This is a genomic window from Streptomyces sp. NPDC090994 (assembly GCF_044768905.1).
GTDB lineage: Bacteria > Actinomycetota > Actinomycetes > Streptomycetales > Streptomycetaceae > Streptomyces.
Genome location: NZ_JBIVWS010000002.1, coordinates 313,624 through 327,290 on the forward strand (window position 1 = coordinate 313,624; position 13,667 = coordinate 327,290).

General features: G+C 74.7%; 12 protein-coding genes and 1 pseudogene. 7 read left to right on the forward strand and 6 right to left on the reverse strand.

The genetic code is table 11. From position 1 onward, the window contains the following. Positions 1-87 precede the first annotated feature (87 nt). Positions 88-1,296, forward strand: a complete 1,209-nt coding sequence (locus ACIQR3_RS05955; RefSeq protein WP_403534706.1) for a Cmx/CmrA family chloramphenicol efflux MFS transporter — start codon at positions 88-90, stop codon at positions 1,294-1,296. Continuing rightward, positions 1,289-2,050 (forward strand): FAD-dependent oxidoreductase, encoded by a 762-nt coding sequence (locus ACIQR3_RS05960; RefSeq protein ID WP_403534709.1) that lies wholly within the window; start codon positions 1,289-1,291, stop codon positions 2,048-2,050. The genes ACIQR3_RS05955 and ACIQR3_RS05960 overlap by 8 nt, the downstream gene beginning before the upstream one ends. Before the next feature lie 31 nt (positions 2,051-2,081). Here the strand turns inward: ACIQR3_RS05960 and ACIQR3_RS05965 are convergent, their stop codons facing one another. Continuing rightward, positions 2,082-3,008 (reverse strand): M56 family metallopeptidase, encoded by a 927-nt coding sequence (locus ACIQR3_RS05965; protein WP_403534712.1) that lies wholly within the window; start codon positions 3,006-3,008, stop codon positions 2,082-2,084. Positions 3,009-3,014: 6 nt separating this feature from the next. Further along, positions 3,015-3,398 (reverse strand): BlaI/MecI/CopY family transcriptional regulator, encoded by a 384-nt coding sequence (locus tag ACIQR3_RS05970; RefSeq protein WP_403534715.1) that lies wholly within the window; start codon positions 3,396-3,398, stop codon positions 3,015-3,017. A 185-nt stretch (positions 3,399-3,583) separates the two neighbouring features. Between ACIQR3_RS05970 and ACIQR3_RS05975 the strand changes: the two genes are divergently transcribed. Beyond that, positions 3,584-4,885, forward strand: a complete 1,302-nt coding sequence (locus ACIQR3_RS05975) for a phytase (RefSeq protein ID WP_403534718.1) — start codon at positions 3,584-3,586, stop codon at positions 4,883-4,885. 30 nt (positions 4,886-4,915) lie between these two features. Here ACIQR3_RS05975 and ACIQR3_RS05980 read toward each other — a convergent pair whose 3' ends face one another. The 3 genes from ACIQR3_RS05980 to ACIQR3_RS05990 all read right to left on the reverse strand — a co-directional run bounded on the left by ACIQR3_RS05980 (position 4,916) and on the right by ACIQR3_RS05990 (position 8,577). After that, positions 4,916-6,577 (reverse strand): hypothetical protein, encoded by a 1,662-nt coding sequence (locus tag ACIQR3_RS05980; protein ID WP_403534721.1) that lies wholly within the window; start codon positions 6,575-6,577, stop codon positions 4,916-4,918. 92 nt (positions 6,578-6,669) lie between these two features. Then, a complete protein-coding gene (locus tag ACIQR3_RS05985) occupies positions 6,670-7,362 on the reverse strand; it encodes a lytic polysaccharide monooxygenase (RefSeq protein ID WP_403534724.1) in 693 nt (230 codons plus the stop codon). 201 nt (positions 7,363-7,563) lie between these two features. Continuing rightward, complete coding sequence (locus ACIQR3_RS05990; RefSeq protein ID WP_403534727.1) at positions 7,564-8,577, reverse strand: zinc-binding dehydrogenase; 1,014 nt, start codon at positions 8,575-8,577, stop codon at positions 7,564-7,566. 163 nt (positions 8,578-8,740) lie between these two features. Here ACIQR3_RS05990 and ACIQR3_RS05995 point away from each other — a divergent pair, with 163 nt between their 5' ends. Further along, positions 8,741-9,274 carry a TetR-like C-terminal domain-containing protein gene (locus tag ACIQR3_RS05995; protein WP_403535454.1) on the forward strand — a complete coding sequence of 178 codons (534 nt, stop codon included), beginning with the start codon at positions 8,741-8,743 and terminating at the stop codon, positions 9,272-9,274. 85 nt (positions 9,275-9,359) lie between these two features. On the opposite strand, the pseudogene ACIQR3_RS06000 reads toward ACIQR3_RS05995, so the two are convergent. Beyond that, a pseudogene (locus tag ACIQR3_RS06000) lies at positions 9,360-10,288 on the reverse strand (ATP-binding cassette domain-containing protein); the annotation flags it as partial. Between ACIQR3_RS06000 and ACIQR3_RS06005 the strand changes: the two are divergent. The 3 genes from ACIQR3_RS06005 (at position 10,244) to ACIQR3_RS06015 (ending at position 13,656) form a co-directional block, all read left to right on the forward strand. After that, positions 10,244-10,927: a class I SAM-dependent methyltransferase gene (locus ACIQR3_RS06005; protein WP_403534729.1), complete on the forward strand. Its 684-nt coding sequence runs from the start codon at positions 10,244-10,246 to the stop codon at positions 10,925-10,927. The pseudogene ACIQR3_RS06000 and the gene ACIQR3_RS06005 overlap by 45 nt on opposite strands. 178 nt (positions 10,928-11,105) lie before the next feature. After that, positions 11,106-12,197: a substrate-binding domain-containing protein gene (locus ACIQR3_RS06010; protein WP_403534731.1), complete on the forward strand. Its 1,092-nt coding sequence runs from the start codon at positions 11,106-11,108 to the stop codon at positions 12,195-12,197. Positions 12,198-12,321: 124 nt separating this feature from the next. Next, positions 12,322-13,656: an extracellular solute-binding protein gene (locus tag ACIQR3_RS06015; protein ID WP_403534734.1), complete on the forward strand. Its 1,335-nt coding sequence runs from the start codon at positions 12,322-12,324 to the stop codon at positions 13,654-13,656. Positions 13,657-13,667: the final 11 nt, after the last annotated feature.

The window sequence follows — 13,667 nt, forward strand, 5'->3', positions numbered from 1 at the left end:
GTACGCGCACCACCGCACTCCTGGTCGGGTGCTGACCGCGGTGACGAGCCGGCCTTCTCCTGCTCGCCCTCACCTCGGAGCCACTCGATGCCTCTTGCCCTGTACCTGCTCGCCCTGGCCGTCTTCGCCATGGGCACCTCGGAGTTCATGCTCGCCGGCCTGCTGCCGGACATCGCCTCGGACCTCGGTGTCTCCGTCGGCACCGCGGCCATGCTCACCCCGGCGTTCGCGATCGGCATGGTCGTCGGCGCCCCGCTCATGGCCGCCTTCGCCCGCGACCGGTCCGGACGCTCCAGCCTGCTCGGGTCCGTCCTCGTGTTCGCGGCGGCCCACGCCGTGGGCGCCGTCACCGCCGGCTTCCCGGTCCTGTTCGCGACCCGGGTGGCCGCGGCCCTCGCGAACGCCGGGTTCCTCGCCGTGGCCCTGACCACCGCCGTCACCCTGGTCTCCCCCGACCGGAAGGGCCGCGCCCTCGCGGTACTGCTGTCCGGCACCACGGTCGCCATGGTCGCCGGTGTCCCCGGGGGCTCCGCACTCGGCACGCTGCTCGGCTGGCGGGCCGTCTTCTGGGCCGTCGCCGCGCTCTGCCTGCCCGCGGCCGTCGGTGTGCTCACCGCGCTCCCGGCCCGCCGGGTGCGGCAGGACACGGCCGGCCGGCCGGCGCTGCGCGCGGAGCTGGCCCAGCTGGCGCGTCCGCGGCTGCTCCTGGTCATGCTGCTCGGCGCCCTGGTGAACGCCGCCACCTTCGCCGGCTTCACCTTCCTCGCCCCCGTCGTGACCGGCCCCGCCGGACTGGGCGAGCTGTGGATCTCCGTCGCCCTGGTCCTCTTCGGCGCCGGTTCCTTCGCCGGGATCACCGTCGCCGGGCGGCTCGCCGACCGCCGCCCCGGCCCGGTCGTCGCGGTCTGCGGCCCCCTGCTGCTCGCCGGCTGGCCCGCCCTGGCCCTGCTGGCCGAGCGGCCGGCCGCGCTGCTCGCCCTCGTCTTCCTCCAGGGCGCGCTGTCCTTCGCGCTGGGCGGCACGCTGATCACCCGGGTCCTGTACGAGGCCGCGGCGGCCCCCACCATGGCCGGCTCCTGCGCGACCGCCGCGCTCAACGTCGGCGCCGCCACCGGCCCGGTCGTCGCCGCGGCCACCCTCGGCACCGGGGCATCCGGCCCGCTGTGGGCGAGCGGGGCCCTCGTACTGCTGGCGCTGCTCGTCGCGCGCGCCGGGCGCGGCGTGTTCCGGGTCCCCACCACCGCTGCCGTCCCGGCAGCCGCCGACCCGGCACCGGTCCGGCCCTGCGATGCCTAGACGCACCCCCGCGACCGGCCCGGCGGTCCCGGACGCACCACCACGGCCGGCCCAGCAGTCCCTGGTCATGGGGATCTGGGACCACATCAAGAACTCCGGCCGGTTCGAGGCCGACACCCTCACCCTGGAACGGGTCGGCTCGCTGCCCGGCAAACGCGAGTACCGCCGCTTCGTGGGCGACCACACCCTGCCCCAGCAGGACATCCTGCAGCAGCGGCAGTTCGAGGACCGGGTCGCCTTCGGCCGCTGGTCCGTCGACCTGCACCCCGTCGCCGGGATGTACGCCGAGGGCCCCGGAGCACGCCAGCGGCACGCCGACGGCATCTTCCACATCCCGCTGCGCTGCCTGTACTCCGTCGACGTCGACAACCTCCTGTTCGCCGGCCGCAACATCTCCGCCACCCACATCGCCTTCGGCGCCACCCGGGTCATGGCCACCTGCGCCACCTACGGCGAGGCCGCGGGGACCGCCGCCGCCCTGTGCGTCCGCGACGGCATCCCCCCGCCCCCCGACTCCTCGCCCGCCGGCGACCCGGCCTGCTCACCCATGCCGGAACTGGTGCGCCACTACCGTCTGCAGGCGCTGGACGCGCGGGACGTCTGGCGGACCGTGGTCACCGAGCGGGACAACCGCCGCCACCGCGTCCATCGCTTCGACGGGAACGGCCTGCGCGGTGTCCGTGCCCTGCGGCTACGGGTCGACGCCACCCACGGCGCACGGCACGCCCGGGTGGTCGCCGTGCGCGCGTACTGAGCGCCTGGGCACCGGCCTCGTCAGAACCTCCTCAGAAGGCCGCCCGGAAGATCAGGAACATCGTCACCGTCGCGTTCGCGGACGACATCACGGACGCGGCGGTGCCCGCCGCCGCGGCCCACGCCGCCAGGCCCACCGAGGTGAAGACCGACGGGCGGCGGCGTGCCACCGGGGCGGGCCCGAGCAGGGCCGCCACCCGGCGCGGCACCGGGCCCGGCGCGGCGAGGCCGGCCAGGGTGGCGACCGGGGTGCCGCGGGAGACGAGGGCCGCCTTGCCGATGGCGGTGGCCACCGCCCGGCGGCTGCCGGTGACCCGGGCGGCCTCCTCGTCGGCCCAGCGCTCGGCGGTGTACGCCACCGCCGTGCGCAGCGGCCTCAGGAACGGGTTGGCCAGCGCGGCGAGCCGGACCGCGAGCAGGAAGCGGTGGTGCCGGCCGGCCAGGTGGGCCCGTTCGTGGGCGAACAGGGCCCGCCGCTCGGCGGGTTCGAGCCGCTCCAGCAGGGCGGTGGTGACGACCACCCGGTCGCGCCGGCCGCCGGGCAGCGCGTAGGCGTAGGGGACGTCGTCCGGCAGGACGGCCACCGAGGTGCCGGGGAGTCCGGCCAGCGCGCCATGAGCGCGGCGGCGTACCCGGCCGTGCCGCCACAGCGCCCGTGCGCAGGCCACGACGACGGCGCACAGCGCGGGGATCGCCGCCTTGCCGGCCACCTCGTCGAAGGGCACGGCGGCCCGCACCTCCGGGTCGGACCAGCCGTCGGGCAGCGGGTTGCCGGGGAGCTGGGCGGTGCCGACCACCATCACCAGCCCCAGGCAGACCGTGCTGCACAGCGCCATCACCGCGGCCACGGCGGTCAGCAGCCGGGTCGCGGTCCGGGGGTGCAGATGCTGTTCGGCCAGGCGGGCGACCGGCCATGCCGTCAGCGGCAGGACCAGCGGAAGAAAGACGAAGAGCCCCATGAGGCGTCAGTCTTCCCCTTCGTCCGGGGACTGTCCCAGCAGGTCGCGCAGCAGCCGCTCGTCGTCGGGGTCGAGGCCGGTGACGAAGCTGGCCAGGACGGCCTCGCGGTCGCTCTCCCCGTCCAGGACCTTGCGCATCTTGCGGGCGGCCAGGCCCGCCTGGTCCGCCGCGGGGGTCCAGGCGAAGGAGCGGCCGGCCCGTTCCCGGGTGACCGCGCCCTTGTCCAGCAGCCGGGTCAGGATGGTGATGACGGTCGTGTAGGCGAGGCCGCCGCCCAGGCGCTCCTGCACCCAGCCGGCCGTCGCCGGACCGTCCGCCTCGGCCAGCGCCGACAGCACCAGCGCCTCCAGTTCGCCCTGCCCCCTGCGGGGACGCGGGTGATCCGCCACGGTCCGTCTCCCTTCCGCCGCCGTCCGTTTCCCGAGGCGCCATCGTATAGACGCCACGGCGGGACGCGCTCCGTTCCCCCTCCGGACATCGTCCCGTCACCGGGAGAACGCCCGGCCGACCCCCTGCGCCACCAAGATCACAAGACGTACCGTGTTGTCATGTCTCCGACCTACGAGGAGTACCGGTGAGGCACCCCTTCGGACGGCTGGCCGTCTCCGTCCTGACCGCGGCCGCCGTCGTCCTTCCGGCCGGCCCGGCCGTCGCGCGGCACGGCCAGGCCACGGCCCTGCCGACCGTACACCCCCGCGCCGAGACGGCCCCGCTGAGCGACGACGAGGCCGGCGGCAACGCCGACGCGGACGACCCCGCGATCTGGCGGAACGCGGCCGACCCGGACCGCAGCCTGGTCGTCGCCACGGCCAAGGAGGGCGGGCTGCGGGTCTACGACCTCGACGCGCGGCTGGTGCAGTCGATCGCGGCGCCGGCCGGTCCGACGCCCGAGGACGCGCCCGGCCGCTTCAACAACGTGGACCTGGTGCACGGCGTGAAGCTGGGCACCGGCCGCGCCGACCTCGCGGTCACCACCGACCGCGGCAACGACCGTCTGCGGATCTACCGCATCGACCCCTCCTCCCCCGCCGGTCCGCTGACGGACGTCACCGACCCGGCCGCCGCCCCGGTGTTCTCCGCCGACCAGGCCGAGATCAACGAGGAGCGCACGGCGTACGGCCTGGCCACCTGGACCGACCGCTCCACCGGCCGCTCCTACGCCCTGGTCAGCCGCCGCGAGCGCACCACCCTCGCCCTGCTGGAGCTGACCCCCACCGCCTCCGGCACCGTCGGCTACCGCGAGGTGCGCACCCTCGACCTGCCGTCCTCCTTCCGCCTGCCCGACGGCACCGCCTGGTCCCCGTGCGCGGAACCCGACGAACTCCCCCAGGTCGAGGGCATGGTCGTCGACCCGGCCGACGGCGTCCTGTACGCCGGTCAGGAGGACGTCGGCATCTGGCGGCTGCGCGCCGACCTCACCGGCACGCCCCGGCTGCTGGACAAGGTGCGGGAGTACGGGGTACCGGGCACGTACGACGAGAGCACCGAGGAGTGCGTCGCGGGCACCGACCCCGGCTACGGCGGCACCCGGATCTCCGCCGACGTCGAGGGGCTGACGCTGCTCCAGGAGGACGACGGCGACGGCTACCTGTTCGCCTCCAGCCAGGGCGACGACTCCTTCGCCGCGTACGACCGCGAGACCGGTGAGGGCAACGAGTACGAGGGCGGCTTCCGGGTCACCGCCGCCTCGGCCGCGCTGGACGGCTCCGAGGAGTGCGACGGGGCGGCCGTGCTCGACCAGCCGCTCGGGTCGCGCTACCCGGACGGGCTGCTCGTCGTGCAGGACGGCCATGACGCCCCCGGGGACGGCGAGACGGCCGTCACCAACTTCAAGTTCGTCGACCTCGGGGACGTGAAGGACGCGCTCGACGACTGACGGCTGCCGTCGGGCACCGGACGGGTGCCGTCAGGCGCAGCAGGAGTTCCGGTCGAGGCGGCAGAAGCAGGACGCCTCGACCGGCACGTCCGCCAGCGCGGTCGCCGTCCGCAGCTGCTGGGCCACGATCCGGGCCTCGCCGTCCTTGCCGCGCCGCACCAGGCACTCGTGCAGCCCGTGCAGCGCCCAGACGTTGCCGGGGTGCTGGAGGGCGCGCGGCAGGGTGTCGTCCAGGCCCAGGTCGGCCCGGTACACCGCCTCGGCCTCCGCCACCCGCCCCTGTTCCAGGAGCAGGGCGCCGTACGCGTGCCGGGTGGGCTGCATCCAGCCCCACGGCTCGTCGTACGGGAGGCCGTCGTCCAGTTCTACGGAGCGCCGCAGGGCTTCGAACGCGGCCTCGTGGTCGCCCTTGCGGTACTCCAGTTCGCCGTCGAGCATCGCGGAGGCGATGGCGAGGAGGTCGGCGCAGGTGTTGTTGAACAGGGTGCGGGAGGCGGGCACGCGCGCGCGGGCCTCCCGGAACAGCTCCCGCTCGCGCTCGGCCTCGGTGACGCGGCCGGTGGCGGAGAGGGCCACCCCGCGCGCGTAGCGCAGCATCGCGGTCGTCACGCAGTACAGCCGCGGGTCGGCGGGCAGCGGCAGGGCGAGGATGTCCGCCCAGCGGCCGAACCGGATCAGTACGTGCGCGCGCAGGGCGAGGAAGCCCTCCAGCCAGTCGGCCATCGGCGGGCTCTCCACCCGCAGCAACTCCTCCGGAATGGACGCCTCCAGGCGGTCCACGGTCTCCAGGGCGTCCTGGAGGCGGCCGAGGAACATCGCGCCGTAGACCTTGAAGTGGTAGTCGTGCGACCGGTAGAGGGTGTAGAAGTTCATCGATCCGGCCCGGGCCCGGTACTTCTCGTCGGCGGCGATCGCCGCGGCGTTGTCCGAGACCACGCGCCGGTAGTCACCGCACAGGACCTCCAGGTGCGAGGGCATGTGCAGCAGGTGCCCGGCGTCGGGGACCAGGTGGCGCAGCCGGTCGGCGACGGTCAGGGCCGCCTCGGGGGTGGGGGACATCTCCATCAGGTGGACGTAGAAGTGCACGACGCCCGGGTGGTCGCGGCCGGCCTCGGTGGCGAGGGCGCGGTCGAGGACCGCCTTGGCCTCCAGGGTGCGGGCCCCCTCGGCCGGGCGGCCGGTGCGCAGGTCCCACAGCCGCCACGGCGTCAGGTTCATCAGCGCGTCGGCGCAGAGGGCGGCGACGTCCAGGTCGTCGGGGGCGAGTTCGTGGACGGCGCGCATGGCGTCGGCGTACGGCGGGTTCCACACCGCGCAGTCCTCGACGGCCTCGGCCCTCGGGTAGCGGGCGCGCAGGGCGCCGATCAGGGCGCGCTCGACGGGGGTGGCCGCACCGGCCTTCGCGTGGGCGCGCTCCACGGCGGCGTGGGTCCGCTCCACCGTCAGCGCCAGCTCCCGGCCGTCGAACGCCTCCCAGGGCTTGTTGTAGTTGGGCCCGAGCGCGTAGGCGATGCCCCAGTACGCCATGGCGCAGTCCGGGTCGGCCGCCGCGGCGGCCTCGAAGCAGGCGACGGCCTCCTCGTGGTGGAAGGCGTACGTCCACACCAGGCCCCGGTCGAACCAGGTCTGGGCCTCGCGTGACGTCGTCGTCACGGGCCGGCCGTGGGTTCCCAGGTCGTAGTAGTCGTCCATGCTGGACGTATAGCGCACGGCACGGGCGGGACCGTCGTCTTCCGGCACAAGTGCGCCGCATCGTGTACGGCCCCGCCCGCCGGGCACCGGGCTCAGGTGAAGTTCACGTCACTGCACAGGAAGTACGTCTGGTCCATGTGCGACGCCTGCCAGATCGTGTACACGACGTGCCGGCCGCTCAGGCCCGAGGTGCTGACCGGGATGTCGTAGGTGTTGGCGGGGGCGTACTTTCCGGTCTGGGCGACGAGTTGGAGGCTGCTCCAGGTCAGGGGCTGGGTGGCGGGGTCGAAGCCCTGCTTGGTGACGTAGACGAGGAAGTAGTCCGCGCCGTGGCTGGCCTGGTCGTACAGGTGGACGGTGAAGTCGCCGGTCGCGATGTCCGTGGTCTTCCAGGCGCCCACCGCGTCCAAGGCGTTGTACCGCCCGCCCTCGGTCCGGCCGCCGCTGCACAGCTGTCCGTCGGGGACCACCGCCTGGAAGTTCCCGGCGGAGCCGTTGCGGTACAGGCCGTTCCAGTTCCACATGGCGTTGGGGTCGGCCTGCCACGCCTGCCAGCACATGGGGTCCTGCTCGGCCATGGCGGGGTTCTGGAAGTCGCTGCCCCAGCGCAGCCAGCAGCCGTAGTTGCGGGAGGCGGGGTCGACGACGGAACCGTGTGCGACGGCGGTGCCGCTCCAGGGGATCAGGGCGAGCAGGGCGGCGGCGAACGCGCTGAGGGCGAGCGTCAGGACGCGGCGCCGTCCGGTCCGCGACACGGCACTAATGTCGGGCTCATGACAAGTCATGATCTCCTTCTTCCGGGTGGGGGGCCGATGAGGAGGGTGGGGTGCGGGAGCGCGGGAGCGTCGCCATGGGAGCGCTCCCAATGTGCTCCTGACGCACAGGTTGCGCCCTGTGAAACACGGCCGCAACATTCGTTTGCGCCAGTTCCGGCGACGCGTTGGCGTGTTCGACGCGCGTTTTCGACAGGGCGCGGTCCGGTCGGCTCAGGGGCGCAGGATCAGCCGGATCGGGTCACCTTCCTTCGTCTCCAGCCGCGCGACCGCCTCGGCGGCCTCGGCCAGCGGCAGTACGCCGCTGATGGACTCGGAGAAGTCCAGCCGGCCGCCCTCGATCAGCCGCAGCAACTGCGGCAGCGCCACCGGCATGTCGGAGCCGTAGTGACCGAGGATGCGCTGCTGGAGGTAGCTGAAGCGGGTGCCGTCGGCGACGGTGAGCGGCTTGTCCGTCAGCCCCGCCAGGACGAGGCGGCCCTTGGGTGCGAGGACGGAGACGGCCTGCTCGCGCACGGCGGGCACGCCCGCGAAGTCGAAGGCGGCGGCGATCCCGGCCCCGCTGGTCGCCTTGCCGACGGCCTCGCGCAGGCCGGGGTCGGCGGAGTCGAGGGCGAGGTCGGCACCGGCGGCGAGGGCGCGGGCGCGGGCGACGGGGTTGGGGTCGACGGCGATCACCGGGCAGGCGCCGACGGCCCGGAGCAACCGCACGGCGTGCACACCGAGCCCGCCGGCCCCCCAGACGCCGACCGCCTCGGCGGGCCGGACCGCGCCGGTCTCGGTGATCGCGCCCCACGGCGTGGACACCGCGTCGGGGATGATCGCGCCCTGGTCGAAGGGGATGGCGTCGGGCAGCAGGGTCAGCGCGTCCGCGGCGGACAGGGCGTACTCGGCCCAGCCGCCGTCGTAGTCGACACCCCTGGTGTAGGTGACGCCGTCGCGGACCTCGCCCGCATACAGGACCACGCGCTGTCCGGGCGTCCAGGCGGTGACGCCCTCGCCGGCCTCTGCGATCGTGCCGGACACCTCGTGGCCGAGGGTCACGGTGTCGCCCCGGAGGAACAGCGGGGTGAGCGTGCCGTCGATGAGATGGACGTCGGAGAGGCAGACCCCGGCCGCCTCCACCTTGACCAGCACCTCACCCGGACCGGGCTGGGGGCGGGGCACCTCCTCCAGCCGCAGGGTGCGGCTCGGGACGTGCAGACGGGCGGCGAGCATCCGCGCCATGACAGGACCTCCTCGGTACGGCGGCGACCCCACGCGTATCGCAGGTCGTCTTGCGTTGACCGTACACCCAATGCAAGCCGAGTTGCTTTAGGCTGGGGTGATGACCGCGCCGAAGGACTCCCCCGTTTCCGCCGCCCCGCCGTTGCGCCGACGGGGGGAGCCGATGCGGCAGGCGGTGCTGGCCGCCGCCGTGCACCTGTTGTCGAGCGAGGGCCTGGCGGGGGCGACGGTCGCCGCCGTCGCCCGTGCGGCCGGGGTGCACGAGACGTCGGTCTACCGCCGCTGGAAGACCCGCGAGAACCTGATCCTCGACGCACTGACCGAGGGCCTGGACTCCGCCCTGCCGATCCCCGACACCGGGCGGCTGCGGGACGACCTGCTGGCCTTCTTCACCCAGTTGGCGCGGCTGCTCGCCACCCCGCAGGGGCAGGCCCTGCTGCGGCTGAGCGTCGAGCGCGACGTCACGCTGGACGACCGGCGCGGCCCGTACTGGCGGGACCGGCTGGACCGCGCGGTGGTGATGGTCCGGCGCGGTGCCGAGCGCGGTGAGCTGGCCCCCGGCACCGATGCCGGTCTGCTGATCGAGGCGGTGAGCGGGCCGCTGTTCGTACGGGCGCTGCTCAGCGGGGCGCCGCTGGACGAGGGGCTGGTGGCGGGGCTGGTGGAACTGGCGCTGGACGGGGCGCGGCCTCGCTGAGGGGCGTCCGGCCGCGCAGGGCCGGCGCCCGCTCCGCACTCCCGCTCAGGGACGCCCGGCGCGCTGGGGGATGCCGGGCTCGGACACGCGCCGGTACCGCCCGCTCCGGGTCCCGGCCCTCGCGGGGCACGGCGGCCGGCAGGAGCCGCGTGTACGCGTGCGCCGGATCGGCGGGGACCCTGGGGGTGGGTCCCTGCCTCACGACGCTCCCCCGGCGCATGACCAGTACCTCGTCGGTGATGTGCTGGACGACGGCCAGGTCGTGGCTGACGAAGGCCAGGGCGACGCCCGTGTCCCGGCGGACGGTGTCGAGGAGTTGGGGGATCCGGGCCTGGATCGACACGTCCAGGGCGGCCACCGCCTTCGTCCAGGGCAAGGATGCCCGGTTCCACGGCGAGCGCCCGTGCGATGGCGAGCCACTGCCGCCGGCCGCCGGAGAGGCGCCGGGGCCGGGCGCCGGCCTCCCGCTCCCCGAGGCCGACGCGTTCCAGGAGGTGCCCGGCGAGGGACTCGTCCCGGCCGTGCAGGCGCAGGGGTGGTGCGCAGGCACTGGGCGGCGGTGAGGCGCGGGTCGAGGGCGACGTACGGGCAGCGGGACACGAACGGGCAGCCGGGTAAGGCGTCGCCCAGGGACGGGGGCCGGCCCGGGACGGGCGCGGCCGGGCGGGCGGACGGTGTCGCCGAGGGCCGGTGAGCAGTCCAGCCGCAGGCCACGGGTGTCGGGCTGGACGACGAGGGAGTCGAAAGCCCACCACGAGCAGGCCTCCGGGGCGCCGCTCGTCCACGTCGGCGTACCGGCGTCGGCGTACCGGTGTCGGCGCGGCGTACCGGCTGCTGCGACGCGGCGGCGGGCCGCTGCCGGCGGGGCGGCCGTGGTGGGCGGCGGCGCACGGGCCGCCGCGCTGAAGTCCCGGCAGGCGCCGAGGCGGACTTCGAGGGGCCTTGCCCGCCCTCGCCCCTGGTGGAACGATGCCCGTACCGACCACCGAAAGGCCGATCGTGACCGACGAGCAGCAGCGGGCGCGGGCCGCCGCCGTGTTCGACGCGCTGGGCGCCGCCTACGAGCAGGCGTTCGCCGGTTCCGAGGCGCACCACCGGTCGCTGGAGTGGCTGCTCGGCCGGCTCGCGCCCGGCAGCCGGGTGCTGGACGTGGGCAGCGGGACGGGGCGGCCGACGGCGCAGACGCTGGTGCGGGCGGGCCACGAGGTGCTGGGGGTGGACGTCTCCCCCGTCATGGTCGAGCTGGCGGCCCGGCAGGTGCCCGCCGCCGCCTTCCGGTGCGCCGACATCCGCGAACTGCCGCTCGCCGACGGCTCCTTCGACGCGGTCTGCGTGTACTTCGCGCTGCTCCAGATGGGCCGGGCCGAGCAGACGGACGTGGTCCGGCGGCTGTCGCGGGCGCTGAAGCCGGGCGGGCACCTGGTGCTGGCCACCGTGCCGCTGGACGTGGAGGCCGCCGAGGGCGTCTTCATGGGGCAGCCCGTACGGGTGACCAGCTTCGCCGCGGCGGACCTGACGGCCGTGGTGGAGGAGGCCGGTCTGGAGGTCCTGGGCCGGGAGGACGTGCTGTTCACGCCCGCGCACCCGGACGCCGTCCCGGAACCGCAGCTCTTCCTGCACTGCCGGCGCGCGGACACCCTCCCGGCCGGCTGAGGCACGGCACGGCACGGAGGCCGACGGACTCCGGGCTTCCGCTCCCGGAGAGGCCCCCGCCCGTGTGATCACCGCTCAGCCCGACGAGGCCGCTGCGCGCCTCGGACGATCGCTATGATGACCCGAAACGCTCAAACGAACATTCTCGGGTGCGACTCGGGTGGGTGGGGAGGCCCAGGTGCGGGAGCCGGTCGATTCCAGGCGGCAGCGGATCCTGGCGGCGGTCCGGGCGCGCGGCACCGCGCGGGTGCGCGACCTCGCCGAGGAGTTGCAGGTCTCGGTGGTGACGGTGCGCCGGGACGTGGAGGAGCTGACCCGGGAGGGCAGACTGCGGCGCGGCCACGGGGTGGTGCGCTCGACGGCGCCCGCCGAGGAGGCGCCCGCCGCGGGCGCGCGGGACGGGGGCCGGGTGGCGCTGGTGGTGCCGGAGCGGCACGCGTACCTGACGGAGGTCCTGCACGGCGCCCGGACGGTCCTGGAGGAGGCCGGCGTGCCGTTCGCCCTGCACATCGCGCCCCGGGGGGCGGGCGCCGAGCGGCCGCTGGTGGAGCGGGCGCTCGCGGACGGCGCCCGGGGACTGCTGCTCGCGCCCCGCTGGCTCCGCCTGGCCGACGAGGAGGCCGACCACGGCTGGCTCGCCGCGCTGGACGTGCCGACGGTGCTCATGGAGCGGCGCCCCCGGCCGGGCAGCGCGCCGCACGCGCTGGACTCGGTCTGCTCCGACCACTGGTACGGCGCGCATCTGGCCGTGGAGCACTTGGTGGGGCTCGGCCACCGGCGCATCGTGTTCGCGACGCGGGACGACAGTCCGACCGCGCGCACGCTGCGGGCCGCCTTCTCCGGGATAGCCCGCGACCACCCCCTGGTCGAGGAGTGGGCGTGGGCGCTGAGCGCGCCGGGGATCGGGCAGGAGGGGCCGTACGCGGCGGACGAGACGGCCGACGTGCCCGCGCTGCTGCGCGAGGTGGGGGCCACCGCGCTGGTCGGGCACGGCGACGAGGACACCCTGATGATCGTCCAGCGGCTGGCCCAGGAGGGGGTGCGGGTGCCCGGGGACTGCTCGGTGGTGGCGTACGACGACGTGATGGCCGGCCTCGGCACGCCGCCGCTGACGGCCGTGTCGCCGCCCAAGGCGGAGGTCGGGCGGGTGGCCGCGGAGCTGCTGCTGCACCGGCTGCGGGACGAGCCGGAGCGGTCGGCGCGGCGGGTGGAACTGCTGCCCCGGCTGACGGTGCGCGGCTCGACGCGGGAGCCGGCCTTCACCGAGTGATCGTTTGAGCGTTTGAGTTTCCTCTGATCGATCTATTGACCGTTTGAGTCAGGGCGTCCAGGATTCCCGTGTCCCCAAGAGTCGTGCCGCCGGACGACGGCACGCAGGAGCCGCGGGAGGCGCCATGCCCGGTCGACACAGTCGTCGATCCGTGCTCGCCGCGATGGCCGCAGTGCCGCTGACAGGAGCCGTGGGCGCCTGCAGCGGAGGAAGTGGCGGCAGCCGGTCGAGCGGCACGAGCAGTACCACGCGCATCACCTTCTGGTCCGCCCTGCGCGGCAGCCAGGAGGTGGTCGACGCGTTCAACCGCACCCACGACCGCATCCAGGTCGATTTCCAGCAGATCCCCTCCGGCGGGCAGGGCGGTTACGCCAAGCTCAGCAACGCCGCCCGGGCCGGCAACGCCCCCGACGTCGCCACCATCGAGTATCCGCAGGTCCCGGGGTACGCCATCGACGGCGTCGCCCGCGACATCACCGACCTGGTCGACGACCGGCTGCGGCGCGAACTGCTGCCGCAGGCGCTCGGGCTGACCACCTTCGAGGGCCGGGTGTTCAGCGTGCCGCTGGACATAGAGCCCATGGTGATGCACTACCGCGCCGACCTGTTCGACCGCTACGGGCTCTCGCCCGCCCGCACCTGGGACGAGTTCGCCGAGCAGGCGCGCACCGTGCGGCGGAAGGCGGCCGACCGGCGGCTGGTGCTGTTCCCGACCGACGGCATGACCCAGATGGCCGCCTATGTGTGGCAGGCCGGTGCCCAGTGGTTCGACACCGCGCGCGGCGCGTGGAACGTCTCCCTCGCCGACGCCCCGTCCCGGCGCGTCGCCGGCTACTGGCAGCGGCTCATCGACGCCGACGACGTGTTCATGAACGCCGTCGAGAGCCGTCAGGCGGACGCGCAGATCGGCAACGGCCTGGTCCTCACCCGGCTCAGCGGGGCCTGGGACGCCGGGGCGCAGATGAACGCGCGCCCCGGGCAGAAGGGGCAGTGGCGGATCGCGCCGCTGCCGCAGTGGGACACCGCCCGCCCCTGTGTCGGCACCCACGGCGGCTCCACCTTCGCCGTCACCAAGGACAGCCGGCATCCCGAGGCCGCGATGGAGTTCATCGCCTGGCAGGTCTCCCACCCGGACGCGCTGCGCGCCCGCCTGTCCAGCGGCACCAGCAGCCAGTACCCGGCCGCTCCCGGCCTGGTCCCCGTCGGCCGGGAGGCGTTCGACCGCTCGTACTACGGCGGGCAGGACATCTACGCCCTGTTCGAACAGGAGGCCGAGAAGATCGGCGAACAGTGGCTGTGGGGCCCCCGGATGACCGCCACCCAGAAGGTCATGCAGGACTCCTTCGCCCGGGTGAGCGGCGGACAGGGCAGCCTCGTCCAGTCGCTGCGCACCGCGCAGGAGGGCACCATGCCCGACCTCAAGGCCCTGGGCCTGGCCACCACCCAGCACAGCACCTGAGCCGTCGAGAG

Coding starts and splice junctions, on each gene's coding strand:
- ACIQR3_RS05985 (WP_403534724.1), bottom strand. CDS start 7,362: ATGACTTGTCATGAGCCCGACATTAGTGCCGTGTCGCGGACCGGACGG.
- ACIQR3_RS05990 (WP_403534727.1), bottom strand. CDS start 8,577: ATGGCGCGGATGCTCGCCGCCCGTCTGCACGTCCCGAGCCGCACCCTG.
- ACIQR3_RS05980 (WP_403534721.1), bottom strand. CDS start 6,577: ATGGACGACTACTACGACCTGGGAACCCACGGCCGGCCCGTGACGACG.
- ACIQR3_RS05955 (WP_403534706.1), top strand. CDS start 88: ATGCCTCTTGCCCTGTACCTGCTCGCCCTGGCCGTCTTCGCCATGGGC.
- ACIQR3_RS06005 (WP_403534729.1), top strand. CDS start 10,244: ATGCCCGTACCGACCACCGAAAGGCCGATCGTGACCGACGAGCAGCAG.
- ACIQR3_RS05995 (WP_403535454.1), top strand. CDS start 8,741: ATGCGGCAGGCGGTGCTGGCCGCCGCCGTGCACCTGTTGTCGAGCGAG.
- ACIQR3_RS06015 (WP_403534734.1), top strand. CDS start 12,322: ATGCCCGGTCGACACAGTCGTCGATCCGTGCTCGCCGCGATGGCCGCA.
- ACIQR3_RS05960 (WP_403534709.1), top strand. CDS start 1,289: ATGCCTAGACGCACCCCCGCGACCGGCCCGGCGGTCCCGGACGCACCA.
- ACIQR3_RS05965 (WP_403534712.1), bottom strand. CDS start 3,008: ATGGGGCTCTTCGTCTTTCTTCCGCTGGTCCTGCCGCTGACGGCATGG.